The sequence below is a fragment of the Xanthomonas sp. 3793 genome, assembly GCF_024806835.1.
GTDB classification, from domain to species: domain Bacteria; phylum Pseudomonadota; class Gammaproteobacteria; order Xanthomonadales; family Xanthomonadaceae; genus Xanthomonas; species Xanthomonas arboricola_F.
Map to the genome: position 1 here is coordinate 46,540 of NZ_JANTYU010000006.1, position 19,886 is coordinate 66,425.

16 protein-coding genes and 1 pseudogene are annotated in these 19,886 nt (G+C 67.8%); 8 read left to right on the forward strand and 9 right to left on the reverse strand.

Features of this window, described 5'->3' with window-relative positions:
• Positions 1-272 precede the first annotated feature (272 nt).
• A complete protein-coding gene (locus FHY18_RS18505) occupies positions 273-605 on the forward strand; it encodes a hypothetical protein (RefSeq protein ID WP_259158642.1) in 333 nt (110 codons plus the stop codon).
• Positions 606-1,028: 423 nt separating this feature from the next.
• On the opposite strand, the gene FHY18_RS18510 is transcribed toward FHY18_RS18505, so the two are convergent.
• Positions 1,029-1,421 (reverse strand): hypothetical protein, encoded by a 393-nt coding sequence (locus tag FHY18_RS18510; protein WP_259158643.1) that lies wholly within the window; start codon positions 1,419-1,421, stop codon positions 1,029-1,031.
• Positions 1,418-1,894, reverse strand: coding sequence for a hypothetical protein (locus FHY18_RS18515; protein WP_259158644.1), 477 nt, complete (start codon positions 1,892-1,894; stop codon positions 1,418-1,420). The genes FHY18_RS18510 and FHY18_RS18515 overlap by 4 nt, the downstream gene beginning before the upstream one ends.
• A 136-nt stretch (positions 1,895-2,030) precedes the next feature.
• Here FHY18_RS18515 and FHY18_RS18520 point away from each other — a divergent pair, with 136 nt between their 5' ends.
• Positions 2,031-2,285, forward strand: a complete 255-nt coding sequence (locus tag FHY18_RS18520) for an antitoxin (RefSeq protein ID WP_184627005.1) — start codon at positions 2,031-2,033, stop codon at positions 2,283-2,285.
• 232 nt (positions 2,286-2,517) lie between these two features.
• On the opposite strand, the pseudogene FHY18_RS18525 reads toward FHY18_RS18520, so the two are convergent.
• From FHY18_RS18525 to FHY18_RS18545, 5 genes and pseudogenes are all read right to left on the reverse strand, one after another.
• Positions 2,518-3,639, reverse strand: a pseudogene (locus FHY18_RS18525) (virulence RhuM family protein).
• 138 nt (positions 3,640-3,777) lie between these two features.
• Positions 3,778-6,114, reverse strand: a complete 2,337-nt coding sequence (recD, locus tag FHY18_RS18530) for an exodeoxyribonuclease V subunit alpha (RefSeq protein ID WP_259158661.1) — start codon at positions 6,112-6,114, stop codon at positions 3,778-3,780.
• A 222-nt stretch (positions 6,115-6,336) separates the two neighbouring features.
• Positions 6,337-10,176 (reverse strand): exodeoxyribonuclease V subunit beta, encoded by a 3,840-nt coding sequence (recB, locus tag FHY18_RS18535; RefSeq protein ID WP_259158670.1) that lies wholly within the window; start codon positions 10,174-10,176, stop codon positions 6,337-6,339.
• Positions 10,173-13,577 (reverse strand): exodeoxyribonuclease V subunit gamma, encoded by a 3,405-nt coding sequence (gene recC / locus FHY18_RS18540; protein WP_259158682.1) that lies wholly within the window; start codon positions 13,575-13,577, stop codon positions 10,173-10,175. The genes recB and recC overlap by 4 nt, the downstream gene beginning before the upstream one ends.
• Positions 13,578-14,078: 501 nt before the next feature.
• On the reverse strand, positions 14,079-14,399 hold the full coding sequence (locus FHY18_RS18545) for an autotransporter domain-containing protein (RefSeq protein WP_259158688.1): 321 nt from the start codon (positions 14,397-14,399) through the stop codon (positions 14,079-14,081).
• A gap of 327 nt (positions 14,400-14,726) precedes the next feature.
• Between FHY18_RS18545 and FHY18_RS18550 the strand changes: the two genes are divergently transcribed.
• The 6 genes from FHY18_RS18550 to FHY18_RS18575 are packed head-to-tail and all read left to right on the forward strand — an operon-like array spanning position 14,727 to position 18,835.
• Positions 14,727-15,521, forward strand: a complete 795-nt coding sequence (locus tag FHY18_RS18550) for an ABC transporter ATP-binding protein (protein ID WP_259158691.1) — start codon at positions 14,727-14,729, stop codon at positions 15,519-15,521.
• Positions 15,521-16,270 carry an MlaE family lipid ABC transporter permease subunit gene (locus tag FHY18_RS18555; RefSeq protein ID WP_104535395.1) on the forward strand — a complete coding sequence of 250 codons (750 nt, stop codon included), beginning with the start codon at positions 15,521-15,523 and terminating at the stop codon, positions 16,268-16,270. Before FHY18_RS18550 ends, FHY18_RS18555 begins: the two co-directional genes overlap by 1 nt.
• Positions 16,271-16,278: 8 nt before the next feature.
• A complete protein-coding gene (gene mlaD, locus FHY18_RS18560) occupies positions 16,279-16,827 on the forward strand; it encodes an outer membrane lipid asymmetry maintenance protein MlaD (protein WP_259158713.1) in 549 nt (182 codons plus the stop codon).
• Positions 16,824-17,486 carry an ABC transporter substrate-binding protein gene (locus FHY18_RS18565; RefSeq protein WP_259158720.1) on the forward strand — a complete coding sequence of 221 codons (663 nt, stop codon included), beginning with the start codon at positions 16,824-16,826 and terminating at the stop codon, positions 17,484-17,486. Before mlaD ends, FHY18_RS18565 begins: the two co-directional genes overlap by 4 nt.
• Positions 17,476-17,769 carry an STAS domain-containing protein gene (locus tag FHY18_RS18570; protein WP_259158728.1) on the forward strand — a complete coding sequence of 98 codons (294 nt, stop codon included), beginning with the start codon at positions 17,476-17,478 and terminating at the stop codon, positions 17,767-17,769. The genes FHY18_RS18565 and FHY18_RS18570 overlap by 11 nt, the downstream gene beginning before the upstream one ends.
• A 10-nt stretch (positions 17,770-17,779) precedes the next feature.
• Positions 17,780-18,835 (forward strand): VacJ family lipoprotein, encoded by a 1,056-nt coding sequence (locus FHY18_RS18575; protein ID WP_259158730.1) that lies wholly within the window; start codon positions 17,780-17,782, stop codon positions 18,833-18,835.
• 197 nt (positions 18,836-19,032) lie between these two features.
• Here FHY18_RS18575 and FHY18_RS18580 read toward each other — a convergent pair whose 3' ends face one another.
• Together FHY18_RS18580 and FHY18_RS18585 are read right to left on the reverse strand one after the other, a co-directional pair.
• Complete coding sequence (locus FHY18_RS18580) at positions 19,033-19,275, reverse strand: hypothetical protein (RefSeq protein ID WP_259158732.1); 243 nt, start codon at positions 19,273-19,275, stop codon at positions 19,033-19,035.
• A 55-nt stretch (positions 19,276-19,330) separates the two neighbouring features.
• Positions 19,331-19,882, reverse strand: a complete 552-nt coding sequence (locus FHY18_RS18585; protein ID WP_259158735.1) for a glutathione peroxidase — start codon at positions 19,880-19,882, stop codon at positions 19,331-19,333.
• Between the last annotated feature and the right edge of the window lie 4 nt (positions 19,883-19,886).

Genomic DNA, 19,886 nt, shown 5'->3' on the forward strand with positions numbered 1-19,886 from the left:
GTTGTTCTTCGTAGGGGATTGGTCGAAACAGCATGTCTTTGCAACGGCTTGGCGAACGTCATCAGGCTCGCGAGGGCACCGCTAGCTTCCGCTCGCTCCTGAAGGGTTGGCAAGTCAGATCGGTTTTGGCACGTCATCAGACCGGGCGGAGCGTCGTTGCCAATAAAACATTCGAGACGGCGGTGGTTTTTCCCTGGGAGCACTCCTGGCTCTTGACCTGCCGTACATCCCCCACCCGCCATCCTCGCCGCAGACTCAACTGGAGACACACGATGATGAAGTGGATGGGCACCGCGCTGGCCGCGGCATTGCTGGTGAGCGGTTGTGCCAAGGAGGAGGGCGAGAAGTTCGTTGGCCACTGGGTCAATGTGCAGACGCAGGAAGAGACGATGGACATCGAGCGCAATGGCGAGACCTTCATGGTCCGCAGCACCACGCCGAAGTTCTTCAGCCGCAAGCCCAAGACCGAGAGCTACCCGGCGGTCTACAAGAATGGGGCACTGCAGGTGACCAACGATGGCGAGACGGTGAACTTCGCCATCGACGCGGCCAACGGCCACCTCAACACCGGCGGCGAGCAGTACCAACGCGTGGCCGCCAAGTAGGGCCGCTGCTGCCGCCAGCGCCCGCGTGTGGACCTTGCCGGTCGCACGCGGGCGTTTGCGTTTGCGGCCCTGCCGGCCGCGCCGAGGGGCTGCTGGCGCTTGCTACGTTGATCAAACGCCGGGCCGGGCGCAGCGCCCGTCGCCCGGCCCGGCGCTGCCGCTGCCTTCCACCCCGCGCGTGCCTTACAGTGCGCAGGCACGCCAGGGTCATGGCGCTGCCCGACCGATCAATCCAGCAACTACGAGGGTGTCATGAGCAAGGGGATGGACCAGAAGAAGAGCCAGAAGAAAGAGCCGACCAAGACGCTGAAGGAAAAGCGCGCGGCCAAGCAGGAAAAGAAGGGCAAGTAAGCCGCCCGGCCTGCCAGACGGCAGACGAGGTCAGGCGCAGGCCTGGCCTCGCGGTGTGGCGCCGTGCCAACCTCAATGCCCCCCCAGGCGTAATGGGTGCTCAGGGTTCTCACGGATGAAGCGATCGACCTCCGACAGCTTGGCCGGGAGCGCGGCGCACGGGTGGCTGCGGTAACTGAAGAACCGAAAGCCTGCGCGATACAGGCGCTCGACCTTGCGCCATTGCGCCTGGTTGCGGGCCGCGGGTGCCTTGAACGAACGCCCCATCACGCACAGCGCGTTACCGCAGCCGGGACACGGAGCCATCTGCTCGCGCGGAGCGATCTTGAAACTTCTGCGGCAACCGAAGCAGGCGTGCGCCAGCCGATAGGTGGCGCCGGTGACGGGCGCCTTGGCGAGACGGGGCTGGCGGGCACCGACTGCGTAACGCAATGCGGTGCGATGCGCTTTGTCGGTGGAACTCACTGGCGGACCTCCGCGCCGACCATGGCGGGCTGACGCTGCACGACATACCAAGTACTGCCATCGCATGACGCGGTGCCAGCCTGATGCGTGGCGGGCAGTATCGCTGCAACCTCGACAGGCAGAGCCTGCTGCCAATCCAGGTTAGGGAAGGTTGCAGGGAAGGTCGTGCCGTTCGGATTGGCAGAGTGCGCGTAGATGCCCGTGTCCATCGTGTCCGAATTGAGGTCTGCCCACAGCTGCCCCGCTGCCCCACGATGCGCCAGACGTTCCTCCAGGTAGCACAGCACACGCACTGCAACCGCGTTCACCATCTGCCGATCTTCCGCGGAGCCGCGGCCGCGACCGTCCCAGTCCAGATGCGTATGCCACAGATCGAACCAGCTCTCCGGATCCAACCGGTCGACCGCTGCACGTGCCTTGGCTTCTGCACGCGCCCAATAGCGTTCCATCCGTTTGTGGCGACGTCGGTCCATCGGTGCGGTCCTGTTCCGGGAGCGCAGTTTCCGTCAAAACACGGCACAGCGTCACCCGCGCTGGCGTCCCAAAGCTCTGCAATCGGTCAACCAGCCCAGATGCGCTAATGTGGGTTTGTGGATTTAGGAGCTCGTCATGGGCCGTTTGATCATTGTTCTGAGCGCCCAGCAGCACCAGAGCCTCAAGGCGTTGGCCACTCTGCAGGGCAAGACCATCAGACAATACGCGCTTGAACGTCTCTTTCCTGGCGAAGCGAGCGCCGATCAGGCATGGCGGGAGTTGGAAAACCTGCTTGAGGGACGCGTCGAGGAAGGCCTTGCCGGCAAGTTTTCCACCAAGAGCGTCAGCGCCATCCTGGATGAAGAGTTGGCCGAGAGCCGTCGCGGCTGATGCATGGCTAAGTCCTTACCGACGCAGGCGAAGCCGATCTACGCGGAATCATCAGTCACATCTCAATAGGCCGGGCGAGGCCAGGTTCGCCTATACATCGCTGACCTATCGAGGTGTGATCTCAAGGATGTTGGATGTAGCAGTCTTCAGAGACACCATATCGGCTGAGGTGCTTTTACTTTTTGATTCCGATTGCTCCCGATAACGCACAAATGGTTGGACCGCGACCGATTTATGGCTTTGGCTCGCGTTTTCTATTGGGGACCTGACGCTTCGGCACTTCCTGCACCGCCTCCGTTTCGCGCAAGTCCTCGTTGGTACCGTCCACCCGGTCTCCTGCATCAAGCTGCTGCAACACGCGATCGAAATCGCTCACGAACAGCTGGTCCTGCACGATGCGGTACTTTTCGAACTCGCTTTCCGCATGAGCTTTGGCGATCTCAGCGGTGACGCGCCCTGTGTCCTGCAACACCTGCCGGTCGGTCGCTTCGATGAAGCGATTCAGACGTGTTTCCCAATCCTGCATGGTCATCGGAATTTGCCGCAATGCCATGTCCTCGGCCAGGTCAAGATAGGCCGATACAAGGCGTTGCAACTGCGCCATCTCGCCGGTGGTCAGGTAGTTCTTGGCGACGGCCACATCGAACTTCTGGATCTTCCCACGTGGTGCATCGGCCTAGGTGGTCAGACCCATGTGTTGCTTGCCGGCATCGGCACGGTGGTAGACGACTTCCGCCGCGGTGCGCCCATGGATGGCCCAGTGCAGCTTGTTCTGCACTGTGGCGAAGAACCGCTGGGTTGCCTGCGCGGTGGCATCGTAGTCCAGGGCGGTGGCGTAGATGTCGGTGATCTTCTGGTAGAACTTGCGCTCGGAGAGACGGATCTCGCGGATGCGCTGCAGCTGCTCTTCGAAGTAGCGCTTGCCGAGCACCGTGCCATCATTCTTCAGGCGCTCGTCGTCCATCGCGAAGCCCTTGATCGTAAAGGACTCGATGATGGAGGTGGCCCACTTGCGGAACTGCACCGCGCGCTCTGAATTGACCTTGTAGCCCACGGCGATGATGGCCGCGAGGTTGTAGTGCTTGGTGTCGTAGCTCTTGCCGTCGGCGGCAGTTATTCGAAAATTTCGAATAACTGCATCTGCCTGCAACTCGTTGTCAGCGAACACCTTTTTCAGGTGGTAGTTGATGGTGTGGGTTTCGACATCGTAGAGCTGGGCCAGCATCTTCTGCGTCAGCCAGACGTTTTCGTCGGCATACGCCGCCTGTACGCCGCCCTCGCCTGCGGCGGCCACGAAGGTCAGGTATTCGGCCGCGGACGAGCGGACGAGCGAAATTTCATGCTTTTTCGCCATCGATGCCTCCCATGCTGGCGATACCGCACAACCAGGCGTTCTTCGGCCACGAGGTTATCCGGGCGCGCCCGATGACGGTGATAGGCGAACGTGCCGTTCTGCCGTAAGTGATGCTGCCATTGCGCCGGCTCACGTCCATCAGAACAACGACCCCTGCACGGGCATGACAGTGGATGGTTCTGCTGCTTGCGTAGCGGGTGCCGCCTGCTGCTGCGCACCCAGCCGCCACGCCAGGCCCGAGATGCGTGCGGCATGCCGGGCGAGCGCGGCGCGGATGACCGCTTCGCTGCCGGCCAGGTGCAGGGCGCGGCGGGCGCGGGTGATGCCGGTGTAGAGCAGTTCGCGGCTGAGCACGCGGGCGTCGCGGGTGGGCAGTTGCAGCCAGACGGTGTCGAATTCGCTGCCCTGGGCCTTGTGCACGGTCATGGCGAAGGCGCTTTCGTGCGCGGGTAGCGCGGCGGGGTGGAAGCCGCGCACCTGGCCGTCGCCGTCGCCTTCGAACCAGGCCACCAATGGGCCCTGGGCACGGCTGTCGGTGTGGTGGTTGGTGGTGCTGCCGGACTGGTCTGGCCCTGAAGGAGGGCTTTCGTCGCTGCGCCCTGAAGAGGGACTCGCATCGCTTCGCAGGCAGATGCCGACGTCGCCGTTGAACAGGCCGTGGCGGTAGCTGTTTTCGGTGATCAGCAGCAGGCGGCCCTGGAACCAGGGCGAGGCGCTGCCGAGACGGCGGGCGCCGGAGCCGGTTTCGGCCAGCAGTTGTTCGATGCGGGCATTGAGGCCGCGTGCGCCCTGCGGGCCGGCGCGTACGGCGGTGAGCAGGCGCAGGCGCGCGGCATCGCGCAGGGCGGCGGCCGGGTCGTGCGCGTCGGCCAGCGCGCGCCAGTGCGCGAGCAATGCATCGCGGCCCAGGGTGAGCGGGTCTTCGCCGTCTTCGTGGAAGTGCACGCCGGCCAGCTCGCCACTGCGCAGCAGGGCCAGGGCGGTGTCGGCATCGCCGGCACGCACGGCGTCGGCCAACGGGGCGAGCGCGAAGTCGTGCGCCTGGCGGTAGCCGCGCAGCAGGTGCACGCGGTGGCCGGCCAAGCCGCCGCTGTGGGTGGCGGCGGGCGTGGTATCGCTGGGCGCGTTGCCGAGTAGCGCTTGCAGCGCCTGTACGTCCTGCGGCTGCAGGGTGTCGCCGGGGCCGGCGGCCTGGAGGATGGCGGCGAGCACGTCACCGGCTTCCACCGAGGGCAGCTGGTCGGCGTCACCGAGCAGGATCAGCTGGGTGCCGTCGGCCACGGCTTCGACCAGCTTGCACATCAGCGGCAGGTCGACCATCGAGGCTTCGTCGACCACGATCAGGTCGAATGGGAGCGGGTTGTCTGCGTTATGGCGGAAGTTCGGGGAATCGGGAATGACGCCTAGCAGGCGGTGGAGGGTGCTGGCGCCGGTGGGGAGGAGGGATTCCCAGGGGGGCGGCTGGCCCTCACCCGCCCTTCGGGCACCCTCTCCCGCTTGCGGGAGAGGGGAAACGACGGGGTTTGGTGACTGCTGCACTTGCCCGTGCGGGGCTGCACTGGGAGTGGGTGGCAGTTGGATGCCGTCGGCGATGGCGCGCGCAACCGCGGTGCGCAGGCTTTCGGCCATGCGCTCGGCGGCACGGCCGGTGGGCGCGGCCAGGGCGATGCGCGGGGCCGGGATGTTGGATGCGTGCGCTTGCGCGATGCGCAACAGCAGCAGGCGCGCGATGGTGGTGGTCTTGCCGGTGCCGGGGCCGCCGGTGATCAGCAGCAAAGTGCGGCGCAGGGCCAGGGCGGCGGCCTGGGCCTGGCGGTCTGGGGAGTGGGACGGGGCGGGTGGGTTCGTGCCGTCTTGATGGTTGGATGGCTTGGGTAGGCTCGTGCCTTCCTGGTAGACGGATGGCTCGGGTCGGCCCGTGCCTTTCTGGTAGACGGATGGCTTGGGCGGGGCCGTGCCCTCACCCGCCCTTCGGGCACCCTCTCCCGCAGGCGGGAGAGGGATCGAGGGGTTTGGGAATAGCTGTGCGAACAGCGGGGCCAGCGTGGCCGCGTCAAAGGGCGGCGGCGACTGGGCGGCGATGCGCTGCAGGCCCAGCGCCAGGCGGCGTTCGTACTCGCGATAGCGGCGTAGGTAGAGCAGGCCGTGTTCGAGGACCAGCGGGCAGTCCGCAGCGGCGGGGTCTTCCGGGTTCGGTTGGTCGACCCAGCGCGAGGCGGCGAGCGCGCGTTGCCAGTCGGCCGGGTCTGGCAGGGGGGGCGCCGGGCCGTCGCGTTGGTCCAGCAGCATGCTGGCGCGCGCCGGGTCCAGCCCGGCATGGCCGCTGGTGACTGCCAGGGACGCGAGGGCGGCACCGGCCAGGACCAGGGCGTCGGTCTCCGGGGCCAGGCGTTGCAGGCTTTGGGCGAAGGCCAGGTCCAGCGTGCGCAGTGCGTCGGCCTTGATCAGCGCGCTGAAGAGGTTTGGGTGATTCATGAGGTGGAGGCCTGACGGGCGGACGGACCCTCACCCCAACCCCCGCTCCGCGCCCCAGCCCGCGCCAGCGGTGCGGGCGCTCCAAGGCATGCGCGCCAGTGGCGCGCAACCAGTGCCTTATCGCCCCGCGGGGAGAGCGGCTTTGGTGCGTCGGCGCTGACCGGGTGTGCACTCTCCCGGTGCGAGCGCGGCCTTGGTGCGTCGGCGGTGACGAGCTGTGCGCTAGTGGGCATCGGGCGTGCCTGGGTTGCTGGATATCGGCTCCGGGGCGCTGCCGGCGAACAGGGCGTCCAGGGCGTCGACCAGGATCGGGTCGAAACGCCAGGCGTGGACGCCGGGGGCCGGGGTGCCGGGATCGGTGGAGGCCGCCGCGTCCAGGCCGCGGCAGAACAGGTAGCGCACGCCGCCGAAGTCGCGGGTGTAGTCGTAGCCGCCACCGTCGGCGGCGTCGCCCAGGCGGAAGCGCAACCAGCGGTGCAGCGCGACCGTGTAGATCAGCGCCTGCAACGCGTACTCGCTGTGCGCCATGGCGCGGGCCAGAGCGTCGGCGTCGTAGCTGGGCAGGCGGTTGGACTTGTAGTCGAGCACGTACCAGCGCCCGTCCACGGTGTAGGTGAGGTCGATCAGGCCGGTCATCAGGCCTTCCAGGCGCTGGCGCGCGCCGAAGGCCTGGCGGTCGCCGACCACGCCAAACCGGTGCAGCAACGCGAGCAGTGCCTCGACGCGGGTGGGCCGCATGGCGAAATGGAATTCCATCTCGTTGCGGCGCTGCGGCGCGGGCATGGCGGCCAGGGGGGTGCCTTCGGGCAACATCACGGTGAGCGTGTGGCCGATCAGCGCGGTGAGCAAGCGCAGGCCGTCGTCGAGTTCGTCCTGGGCATAGCCGCCGCGTTGCAGGGCCTCGACGATGGGCGCGGCCTGGCCCTCGGGCGCGGGTTGGCCGGGCTGCCACGCGTGCCAGGCGGCAAAGTCGCAGCGCTCGAACACGTCGTGCATCACCACGCCGAAGCGATTGCCGGCAAAGCGCGGGTCGAACGGTTCGGCCTCGGTGGCAGCGGCGACTGCCACCGCCTCGCTGCCGGCCGGCTCGTCACTGCCGCCGCTGCCGACCACCGTGGCGCTGGCCATCGGGTCGCTGGCGGCGCCGGCATCGGCGTTGGCCAGCTGGGTGAAGCTGTAGACCCACCAGTCCGGGGCGATATGCCGCTGCGGGGTGCGCGCGGGCGGCACCTGCGCCTCGATCGGCGGCGGCAGGCGCGGCAGGTTGGTGGGCGGCGTGGACGTGTCGACCACCACTGCGCCCTCGCCGGCCGCGCCCTGCAGCGCGTCGAGCGCGCGCAGCATGCCGGACAGGGCGGTGCGCTCGTGCTGGTGGAACGGGCCGCTGGCGATCCACAGCGCGTGCTCGGCGCGGGTCAGGCCGACGTAGAGCAGGCGCGCGTCTTCGGCACGTTGTTCCTGCTTCCAGGCGGCTTCGGCGGCGCTCCAGCTTGGGTCCTCTTTATCAGTCTTCCAGTGCAGCTGGCGGCCGAGCTCGGGCGCATGCACCACGCAATGGCGGCCGGCGCCCTTGTCGCTGCGGCCGATGCCGATATAGGGCAGGAACACCAGCGGATACTCCAGGCCCTTGCTCTTGTGCAGGGTGACGATCTGCACGCGGCGCGCGTCCGATTCCAGCCGCAGCTGCTGGGCTTCGTCGTTGTCGTCGGCATTGGCGATGCGGCGCGACAGCCAGTCGACCAGGCCGTGCGGGCCGAGTGCGCGGGCGTCGGCCTCCTGCAGCAGTTCGGCCAGCTGCAGGTAGTTGGTGAGGCGGCGTTCGCCATCGACCAGCGCGAGCAGGCGTTGCCCGTGCGCGGCGCCCAGTTCGCCGATCAAGGCCAGCGGGCCGCCGCGCTGCCAGCGCTCGCGCCAGTCCAGCGCGTGTTGCTGCCAGCGGCGGTGACGCTCGCCATCGTGTGCGAGCGCGGCGATGGCGGCGGCGTCCGCGCCGATCAGCACGGTGGCCAACGCGGCGCGAAGGCGGCTGTCGTCGCCCGGGTCGAGCAAGGCCTGCAGCAGGGCCAGCAGTTCCAGCGCCTCGTCGGTGGCGAACAGGCTCTGCTTGCCGGCCGCCACGGCGGGAATGCCCACCGCGCCCAGCGCCTGTTGCATGCGCGTGGCCTCGCCGTGGCTGCGCACCAGCACGGCGATATCGCCGGCCTGCACCGGGCGGCCAGTGACGGTGGCAGTGCCGTCGCGGCCACCGGCCAGCCAGCCGCGGATCGCCGCCACGCAGGCGGCGGTGGCCAGCTCGCGGGCGCGGCCGGCGCTCCAGGGTTTGGGCTTGCCTTTCGCAGGCGGCGGCGGTTCCGGCGCGCGCCACAGCGTCAGCGCCGGGGCGGTGGCGCCATCGCGCTGCAGGTCGGCATCCACCCGCTTGGTGCCGGGCCGCACCGGGTGGAAGGCGATGCCATCGGTGAGGAAGGCGTCACCGTAGCCGGCCTGCGCGTACAGCGCGTCGATGGCCGCCAGCACGCCGGGGCGCGAGCGGAAGTTGTGGCCCAGCGGCGGGGCGAGTTCGGCAGTGACGGCGGCGGCCAGATAGGTGCGCACGTCGCCGCCACGGAAACCGTAGATGGCCTGCTTGGGGTCGCCGATCAGGAACAGCGCCGGTTCCAGGCCGGCCGCACGTGCGAGCGGGCCCTCGCCGAACACGTTCGAGAAGATCGTCCACTGGCGGTCGTCGGTGTCCTGGAATTCGTCCACCAGCGCGATGGCGTATTGCGCGCGCAGCCGTGTGACAAGCGCATCGGCCTGCGCGCCTTCCAGCGCGTGCGCCACGCCATCGACCAGGTCGTCGTAGGTCTGCACGCGGCGCTGGCGCTTGAGTAGCGCCAGCCGCGCGATGGCATCCTCGCGCAGGGCGTGCAGCAGGCGGATGCGTCGGCGCGTGCGCCAATCTTCGACACGCGCCAGCGCGGTGAGATAGCCGTCGATCTCGTGGCTCAGCGGCGAGGCCGGGGTGCGCTCGACGAACTTCTTGTTGGTGCCGGCGGCCAGTTCCGCGGCGGTCAACTTGATCAGTTTGGGGTGCGGGGCGGTGTTGACCGATGGCGCGGCGGCGAAGCTGTCGAACCAATGCCACAGCGAGGCCAGCCACTCGGGTTTGTAGCTGACCTTGCTCAGGATGCCACCGTCGATGGCGGACATGATGGATTCGAAAAACGCGGTGCCCTGCGCGTGAAACGCACTTGCCAGCGCGCGGCTTGCATCGTGCACGGCCTGCAGCAGTGCGTCGGCATCGTCGCTGCCAGCGTCGGACGCTGCCGGCATGATCGCCGGATGCCGCACCAAGGCGCGCAGGTCGGTGGCCAAGGCCGGCGGGCCGCCCGACCACAACGCGATCAGGTCTTCGGCCATCACCGCATCGGCCGCGCGTTGGCGCCACAGGTCGGCGGCGATTTCGCCGAGCAGTTCGCGGTCGTTGGCGAGCAGCTCTGGCGCGGCGAAGGCCTGGCCGCTTTCCAGCGCATGCTCGCGCAGCACGCGCGCGCAGAAGCCGTGGATGGTGAACACCGCGGCCAGATCGATTTCTTCCACCGCCTGTTGCAGGCGGCGGCGCAGGGCGGTGGGTGTTTCGGTGCCGTTGGCCAGGTGGGTGGCGAGGATAGCGCGGGTGAGCAGGACGTCGGGCGGCTCCTGTAGGAGCGGCCTTGGCTGCGACGGGCCGTTGGCGAGGTCGGTCGCGGCCGAGGCCGCTCCTACACGAGCCGATGCGCCATTAGGCGCAGGCGTTGTGGGTTGGTCGGTCGCGGCCGGGTCCGCTCCTACGGGGGCGTTGGGGACCAGGGTCGCGGCCAGCACCAGGCGCTCGCGGATGCGGCGGCGCAGCTCCTGGGTGGCGGCCTCGGTGAAGGTGACGGCGAGGATCTGGCCGATGCGCAGGCCGCGCTCGACCACCAGCCGGGTGAACAGCGTGGCCAGGGTGAAGGTCTTGCCGGTGCCGGCGCTGGCCTCGATCAGGCGCACGCCATGCAGCGGCAGGTGCAGGTACGGGTCGGTGACGGGGTTGGCGCTCATTCGGCGTCTTCCTGCGCGCCGTGCCAGTGGCGCCAGCTCTCGATCAGACGCTCCGGCTCCAGCGTGGCGTCGGCGTTGCCGCGCTCGAGCAAGTCGTACACGCGATGGCTGGTGATGGCGAACTCGGCGAAGCGCTGCGCATCGGCGAACGGGTCGCGGCCGCGGTGGACCAGGCGCAGTTCCGGGCTATGCGATTCGCTCCAGCCGAAACCGGATTGCCACTGCCCGGCGGCGTCCTTGATGGCCTTGTCCAGATCATCGCTGCGTGCCCCCTGGTGGTATTTCCAGCTGCTGTAGGGCGCGAACGCCAGCGGCATGTGCAGGCCATGGCGATACAGCTGCAACAGCTCGCCCAATGCGTGTTGCGCCTGTGTCTGCGACAGCGGGTCGGCGTCGATGGGATGCGGGCCCAGGCCGTCGTCCTGCTCGAAAAAGCGCACATACGGCACGCGCTCGCCGGCGGCGCGCAACAGCAACCATTCCAGGCCGTGGCGGATCGCGCTGCGGCCACTGAGCGCACCGACCTGCACGCGCCCCACGCCATCGGCATACCAGCCGGGCACGCGACCGTGGACGTCGGTATCGCCGATGCGCACCTGCAAGCGGCGCGAATCGGCCGGCGCATCGCCGCGCCACTGCCGAAAGGCGTCGGCATACGGGCGCAGCTGCGCCACGCGTTCGTCGAGTTGACGACGGCCGAGCGGGCCCGATGGCAGCAATGCGCGCGCGCGCAGCCGCTCGTACAGCCCATCCACCTCGCCCGCCAATGCCGCCTCGAACACCTGCTGCTGCAGGCCGTATTGGTCCAGCCCGCGCGTGGGCGCGAGCAGCGGTTCCAGATCGCTGTCTTCGCTGGCCGGGTCGGGCAGCCGCATCCCCAGGCGATGGCGAAGGAACTGCCCGGCCGGGTCGCCGAACAGCCGGCGCAGATCGTCGATGGACACGCTGGCGGGCAGGCCGATGTGATCGGCCGGCAATACACCGGCCACCCACGGCGCCAGCGGCTGGCGCTGGCCGGCAAGGCTGTCCACGGCCGGGCGCCACTGCCGGCGATAACTGAAACGGCGCGGGTCGGTGCCGTGATCACCCGCCGCACCGAAGGCCGCGGCGGCAAACGGCTGCAACGGGTGGTGCACCACCAGCGTGTCGATTGCCGCCGGGTCGGCGTGGTACTGCGCGGCGCTGCCCAGCAGCTCGCTGACCAGCACCGACGGTTCGCGCGCGCTGCCGTCGCGCGCATCGGCACCGAGATAGCTCAGGTAGAACACCTCCTGCGCAGAGGCGAACAATTGCAGGAACAAGAACCTGTCGTCCTCGCGGGTTGAACGATCGCCATGCCGGCGGCGCTCGGTGCCCAATTCTGCAGTGAGGCGATTGAGCCCGGCGGCCGGGTCGCGGCGCGGAAAGTCGCCATCGTTCATGCCGAGCAGGCAGATCACCCGGAACGGCAGCAGGCGCATCGGCACCATGCGGCCGAAGCTGATGCCACCGGTGAGCAGCGGCGCGCGCGTGTCCGATTCGCCCAGCACCGCAGCGAAGTGCGCACGCACCACCTCGGCCGGCACCTTGCCGGCGTACTGGGCGCGTTGCGCATCGCGGGCGAATTGATCGATCAGGCTGCGTAGCCGATCCAGCGCGCGCTGCGCGCGCGGGGCCGATGGCGCGTTGGGAATCAACGCCTCCAGCAATTCAAGCAACCGCTCGCGCCATTGCCCGGGCGGCATCGGCTCGGCCAGGATGGACTGATGGCGTTCGAGCACGCGCAGCAGGCGCAGCAGCGTGTCCAGTGCGGCCACCGCGCTGCCTTCCAGCTGCGGCCATGGCGCCACGCCATCGATGTCGTCGTCGGCGCCGCTGGCATGACCGAGCAGCAGCCGGTCCAGCGCGAAGCGCCAGGTGTAGGCGTCGTCGCCCGGTGCCTGGTGCTGACGCCGATGCGCCGCATCCAGCCCCCAGCGCGCGCCGGCCGCGTGCAGCCAGGTCCGCAGGCGTTCCAGCCCGGCTTCGTCCAGGCCGGCGGCCTCGGCAATCGGCGCGCTGGCCAGCAGGTCCAGGATTTCATGCAGCCCAAAGCGTGCGATCGGCAGCTTGAGCAAGGTCAAAAACACCTCGGCCAACGGCTCGCTGGCCAAGGGGCTGGCATCGGCCAGCGCGTACGGCAGCGCGTCGTCGTTGCCGTGGCTGCCGAACACCGCGTCCAGGTACGGCACGTACGGGTCGATGTTGGGCGACAACACCGCAATCTCGCGTGGCTGCAAGGGCGGGTCGAAGCGTGAGTCGTCGAGCAAGGCGCGCAAGTGGTCGTGCAATACCTGCAACTCGCGCAGGCGCGTGTGGCAGGCGTGCACCTGCAGGCTGGGGTCGTGCAGATTCACCGTCGGCAACGCGGCAGGCACGCCTGGCGCGCGGCGGTGGAACAGGTCGCTCTGCATGCGCCGCAGCAGGCTGTCGCCCAGGCCGCCGTCGGCCAGTGCGCGGCGGCCGGACTCCAGCGGATCGGCATAGGCGGCGATCTCGGCCAGCGGATGCACCACCTCGTAGTCGCCGACCAGCGCCATGAAGTCGCGTCCGGCCGCGCCCCAGGCCTGCAACAGCGGATTCTCTTGCACCTGATCGGCAAACAGCTGCACGGCGCCGTCTTCGCGGCGACGCTGCCACAAGGTCTGCAGATCGCCCCAATAGCCTTGCGTGGGCGTGGGCAGGTAGAAATGCAGCGTGCCCACGCGCGCCTGCGTGGCCAGCACGCGCAGCACGTCGGGCGAAATATTGAGGATGGCGAACGCGAACAAGCGCCTGGGCAAGCCCTGCGGCAGCGGACCATCCGGGCGCGCGTAGCGATCCAGGTACTGGCCGATGCGGCGCGCGCGGTATTGCCTGCCGGCGGCGATGCCGCGCCACAGGCGCGCCTGCGGGTCATCGGGGTCGGCGCCGCCTTCCCAGCGCAGCAACCAGTCGCGTCGCCAGGCCTGGTATTTCTCGAACACGTTGCCCAGCTCGCCGGCCAATGCCCAGGGCTTGAGCGCATCGCCGTCGGCCAGATAGCCTGCCAGCGGCGCCAGTGCCGCATCGCTGCCCAGGTCGGCCTGCAATGCGGCGTACAGGCGCCACTGCGTGGTGGCCATGTCCAGATCGTCGTCGGCCGCGCCGAGGTTGCACTCCAGCGCGCGCGCCACGAATTCGCCAGGAGTCAGAAATTCCAGATTCGCCGCCACACCATGCTCGGCCGCCAGCGTGGACTGCAGCCAGCGCCGCATTGCCACCTGCGGGATCAGCACCACCTCCGGCTGCAACACCGGTTGACCGCGCACCGGCTGCCGCAACTCCTGCGCGAGCAAGGCAGCCAGGGTATCCAGCGCATTGGAAGGATAGAGACGGAAATCGGGCGCGGAGGTGGCGTGCATGCGTGGGCGCATTGTGCCGGATGCCGAAGTAATGCGCGTTGACCTGCAGGGTGCAGGCCCGTCGATGTGTTCGCTCCTGCTGCGCAGATGCGCGGCGTGCGTGGAATGGACATGCAGCAACGCTCAGGCGAGCGCGGCCAGTGCCTTCGGTCGGTATCGCGTCGTCGGTGCGCGGGATGCGCGGGATGCGCGAATGTTCATGCATTCGCCGACGTCCTTGCTGCCTGCGCGCATGGTCAATTCCACGCGACAGGCAAGAGCCGCTCTGGTCCAGACAGACGTCAATGACGGGGTTGCCGCCGCACTGTGCGGGATCTGCCATACAGACGTCAATGACGGGGTTGCCGCCGCACTGTGCGGGATCTGCCATGCCAGCTCGCCGGTGCGGGTGCCTGTGCGATCGCTGCACTCCACCGGCCACGATTGCAGCGGCCGCAAATGCGATGGGCCGAGCATTGCCCGACCCATCGCATTGCCTTTACTGCGGCGCGTGCTGCGCGATCAGTATTTCTTTTCCAGATTGATCATCCAGGTCTGGTCGTTGCCGCTGTCGCCATCGGTGATGCCGCGGTATTTCAACCGCGTGGACAGGCCTTGTTCGGTCAGCAACGCCGCGTCGATGCCCACCATCAGGCGATTGCGATCGAACGCGCTTTGCCCGGTGCGATAGAACGGCCCGCCAGACAGATCGGCGTAGCTCAGCGTGGCATCGCCACGGCCCTGGAAATCGCGCTGATATTCCACGCGCAGCTGCGGGGTCGGGTGTCTACTGGAGGCTACTGCCAACCACGCTAGAAAGATGCCGATCTCCTCTATCCACATCAGCTGCGGAGACGAGACGCGAGACCCACTGCGCAAAAGCCAGGGTCAATAGCGTCATTGCGATCTTTGCGCGCCCTTCCACTGCCGCGCTCGCATCTGCATGATGCCGCAGGCTCTCAGCAGGTGAACCCTACCGCCGCGTATGTTGAACCGCGATGCCATGTCGTGCGGCAGTTCGTGCGTTGCGGGACACGCTGTTACGCAGATGGCGACATGGTCGGCCACATCGCCCATGGCATGAATGCGACAATACTGCACGCAGCGGTTCGGTTATGTTCAGCCGTGTGACGGCTACTCTATTGCGTTGGAATTCTGTTAAAGGCTTCGATGACGGCGTCCGCCTCTCCTGTCGTGCAATTGTCCGGTGTCCGCATCGATCGCGGCGGTCGCACGATCCTGCGCGACGTTTCGCTCGATGTGCCACGCGGCAGCATCACTGCCGTGCTCGGTCCTTCCGGTAGCGGCAAGTCCACGATGCTGGCGGCGTTGACCGGCGAACTGCGCCCGGTGGCCGGCACGGTGACCTTGTTCGGCAACGCGATTCCACAGGGGAGCCGTGCGCTGCTGGAGATGCGCCGCAACGTCGGCGTGCTGCTGCAGGGCAATGGCCTGCTGACCGACCTGAGCGTGGCCGACAACGTCGCGCTGCCGCTGCGCACGCATACCCGTCTGCCGGCGCCGGTGTTGCAGCGCCTGGTGCAGATGAAGCTGCATGCGGTGGGCCTGCTGGCTGCCGCCGATGCCTGGCCGCGCGAACTTTCAGGCGGCATGGCACGGCGTGTGGCGCTGGCGCGCGCGCTGGCGCTGGACCCGCCATTGATGATCTACGACGAGCCGCTGACCGGGCTGGACCCGATCGCCTCGGGCGTGATCATGAGCCTGATCCAGCGCCTCAACGACAGCCTGGGCCTGACCAGCATCATCGTCAGCCACCACGTGCACGAGACCCTGCCGATCTGCGACCAGGCGGTGGTCATCGCCAATGGCGGGATCGTGTTCGCCGGCACGCCGGCGCAATTGCAGGACAGCACCGATCCGCTGGTGCAGCAGTTCCTGCATGGCCAGCCGGATGGGCCGATCGCCTTCGATGCGGCGCCGCGGCGCGACCGGAGTGCTGCCTGATGGCCATGGTCGAATCGATCCGCGCCTTCGGCCGCGCCGGGCTGTTCTCGCTGACCGTGCTGCGCGGCTCGGTGCCCACGCGCGACTTCATCGCCGAACTGGTGCGCGAGATCTACAAGGTCGGCGCGCGCTCGCTGCCGATCATCGCCGTCGGCGGCGCCTTTGTCGGCCTGGTGCTGACCCTGCAGGGCTACCGCACGCTGACCACCTATGGTGCGTCGGATGCGCTGTCCACCTTGCTGGGGCTGTCGCTGTACCGCGAGCTGGCACCGGTGCTGACCGCGTTGTTGTTCATTGGCCGGGCCGGTAGTTCGATTGCGGCCGAGCTGGGCCTGATGCGCGCCACCGACCAGATCAAGGCGCTGGAGCTGATGGCCATCGATCCGGTGGCCAAGGCGGTGGCACCGCGCTTCTGGGCGGCGGTGCTGACGGTGCCGCTGCTGACCGGCGTGTTCTGCTCGCTGGCCATTACCGGCGGCTACTTCGAAGCCGTGCACGTGCTGGGCATCGACAACGGCACATTCTGGTCGGGGTTGAGCAACAGCGTGGACTTCTGGGACGACTTTGGCGTGGCGATGCTCAAGTCGGCGATCTTCGGCGGCACCGCCGCGCTGGTGGCCGCCTACGTGGGTTTCCATGCCGAGCCGACCATCGAAGGCACCTCGATCGCCACCACCCGCGCGGTGGTGAACGCCTCGCTGCTGGTGCTGATGTTCAACTTCGTCCTTTCTGCAATGTTGTTTAGGTGAGATAGCCCATGGCCATGCGTGGACCACGACTCGAATTCGCCGTCGGCGCCTTTTTGCTGCTGACCCTGGCCTCGCTGCTGGTGCTGGCGGTGGCCTCGACCAATCAACGCTGGGGCTTCGGGTCCAGCCAGTACACGCTGACCGCGCGCTTCAGCCAGATCGGCCAGCTGCGCGCGCAGGCGCCGGTGAAGATCGGCGGGGTGACCATCGGCAAGGTGTCCGAGATCAGCCTGGATCCGACCAAGTTCGATTCGGTGGTGACGCTGTCGCTGGACACCAAATACAAGGACCTCCCCGCCGACACCTCGGCCGGTATCTTCACCAGCGGCTTGCTGGGCGAGAGCTATATCGGCCTGCAGCCGGGCGGCGACCCGGACACGCTCAAGCCGGGCGAAGAGATCGGCTTCACCCAACCGGCGGTGGATCTGCTGCAGCTGGTCGGCAAGTACATGTTCAGTGGTGGCGGTAGTGGTGGCAGCAATGCCCCGGCCGCCACCAATGGCCAGGCCCCCGCGCCTGCCCAGCCCGCTCCTCCCTCCACGGAACCACACCAATGAAGACCACCCTGCTCTCCGCCGTCCTGGCCTCGACCCTGCTGGTGTGCGCACCGGCCACCGTGCTGGCGCAGCCGGCTGCCGCCAGCGCGCCTGCGCAGGGCGCGGCCACCAAGACCGTCATCGACAGCAGCACCCGCATCCTGAGCACGCTGGACCAGCGCCGCGCCGAGTTCCGCAGCAACCCGGCCGCCCTGCGCCAGTACATCAACGGCGAATTGAACAAGGCCTTCGACCGCGACTACTCCGCCCGCCTGGTGCTGGGCGTGCACGGCCGTGGCGCCTCCGACGCGGACATCAAGCTGTTTGCCGACGCACTGGCCGAGAACCTGATGCAGCGCTACGGCACTGCGCTGCTCAACTTCGAAGGCAAGCCGACCTTCCGCGCCAAGTCCGAGAGCGCGCTGCCGGGCAACCGCGGCGTCAAGGTCTCCACCGACCTGCTGCGTGCCGGCAACGACCCGACCCCGGTCGATTACCTGATGCGCAACAGCGGTGGCCAGTGGAAGATCTTCGACGTGATGATCGAAGGCATTTCCTACGTACAGACCTTCAAGACCCAGTTCGATGGCCCGTTGCGCGAGAAGGGCATCGCCAAGGTCGCCGCCGATCTGCGCAGCGGCAACCTGCAGGTCGGTGCGGCACCGGCCAATGGCAAGTAACAGCACCGTGCAACGCAACGGCGACACGCTGGCGCTGAGCGGCGTGCTCGACCGTACCGCGGTCACTGCGGCCTGGCCGCAGGCGATCGCCCAGCTCGATGGCGTTCGCACGCTGGACCTGACAGGTGTACAACGCCTGGACAGTGCCGGCGTTGCGATGCTGGCCGAACTGGCCGCGCGGCTACGCGGCAACGGCACGGTGGCGGTGGTGGGCGAGGCGTCCGGTCTGGACGAATTGCGCGCCGCCTATCGCTTGTCTCCCACTCTCGATTTTCAGGCCTGAGCGCCACGCCATGACCCAGTTACGCCCCCTCCCCTTGCTGGCCTGCCTGTTGCTGGGCGCCTGCGCCAGCCAGGCGCCGAAGTCGGCGCCGCCGTCGGCCAGTGCCGATACCCCATCCAGTACGGAAGCACCGGTGCGTGACGATTCCGGAGTGACCGCGCAACCGGCCGCCGCCGGTTTTGCCGCGCCCGATGCGGTGCCTGCCAGCGTGGCCGCGGCGCCCGCCCAGCAACCCGCTGGCGATGCCGGTACCGACGCGGCAGGTGCGCCGACCTCGGCCGAAGACGACTTCGCTGCGCTGTATGGCACAGCCACCCCGCAGGCCGGCGCCGACGGTGCGCCGGCACAGCCGGGCGCCGCACCGGCCTACGACCCGTGGGAGCGCTACAACCGCGGCATGCACCGCTTCAACCTGGCGGTGGACCGTGGCGTGGCGCGTCCGTTGGCCACCGGCTACACCAAGGTGGTGCCGCGTCCGGCCCGCCTGGGCGTGACCAACTTCTTCGACAATCTCGGCACGCCGCTGACCATGGTCAACCAGCTGCTGCAGGGCCACCCGGTGTATGCGGTGCAGTCGCTGGGCCGCTTCGTGATGAATTCCACGCTGGGCGTGGCCGGCCTGTTCGACCCGGCCTCCGCAGCCGGCATTCCGCGTCGCAGCGAAGACTTCGGTCAGACCCTGGGTGTGTGGGGCTGGCGCAATTCGCGCTACTTCGAGTTGCCGCTGTTCGGCCCACGCACCGTACGCGACACCTTCGGCCTGGGCGGCGACATTCCGCTCTCGCCGTTGCGTCAGGTCGACGACAGCGGCGCGCGTTTCGCCCTGCAGGGCCTGCAGCTGGTGGATACGCGCTCGCAGCTGATGTCGCTGGATTCGCTGCGCGACCAGGCACCGGACGAATACGCACTGACCCGCGATGCGTGGATGCAGCGCCGCAACTACCAGATCGTGCGCGATCTGCGCAGCCATCGCGACAAGAACAACGAGCTGCCCGACTACCTGCGCGAAGACAAGGACAGCACGGTGCCGGTGGATGCGATGCCGATTCCCAACTGGGTGCGTTGATCGGCTGCGCTGCGGTTTGCAATCAATACGAAAGCCCGGGAGCGATCCCGGGCTTTTTTTGCTTCGTGTGGATGTCCATCATTGACTGCCGCGTGACCGCGCTTGATTCCGTCCCTGGCCTGGGTCCGACGGACTCGATGCAGACATCTGGTCTCGTTCTTTGATCGAAAGACCACAGAAAAACTGTTTAGGCGTGGTCACATCCGCTTGCGGAGACCTTGAATTTTGAACGAGAGCCACGAAGACAACAGGCAAAACGCAAAACCGACCACAAGCGCAACCGCCACCATTGGCCATCCTGTGGTCCATTGGACACGGTAAAAGCAAGTTGCCGGCTCGCCATTGATGAGCGCGCCATCAGGACATGGATTGGCCAGGCGGCTGTGATACAGCAGCACCACGCCCGTTACACAGGCAAGGGCGCTGCTCAGGATAAGCATCAGAACACCGGCTCGAACGAGTAACTTGCCTGGCATTGAAGGACGACTGCCTGCGTCATGCAGTGGCGGCCAGTGCCGCATCCACTGCCTGACGCAAGCGCGCATCGTCTGCCGGCACGTCGGGAGCGAAGCGCTCGATAACCGTGCCGTCGCGGCCGACCAGGAATTTTTCGAAGTTCCACAGCACGCCCGGCGCGGGGTTTGCGGCAATGCCGTAGCCGGCGAGTTTCTCGCGCATCGGGCCATCGCCGGTGGCGCTCGGGCGTGCGCTGGTCAGGGCCTGATACAGCGGATGGGTGTCGGTACCGGTGACGGCGATCTTGGAGAACAGCGGGAAGGTGACGTCGTAGGTGAGCTGGCAGAACTGCGCGATCTCCGCCTCGCTGCCGGGCTCCTGTCCGTTGAAGTCGTTGGCCGGGAACGCCAGCACTTCCAGACCCGCGGCGTGCTTGTCGCGGTACAGCGCTTCCAGGCCTTCGTATTGCGGGGTGAGGCCGCACTTGGAGGCGACGTTGACCACCAGCAGCACCTTGCCGCGGTAGTCGGCCAGCGTGGCGGGCTCACCGTCGATGCGGGCCACGGGGATGTCGTACAGCGTCTGGCTCATCGAT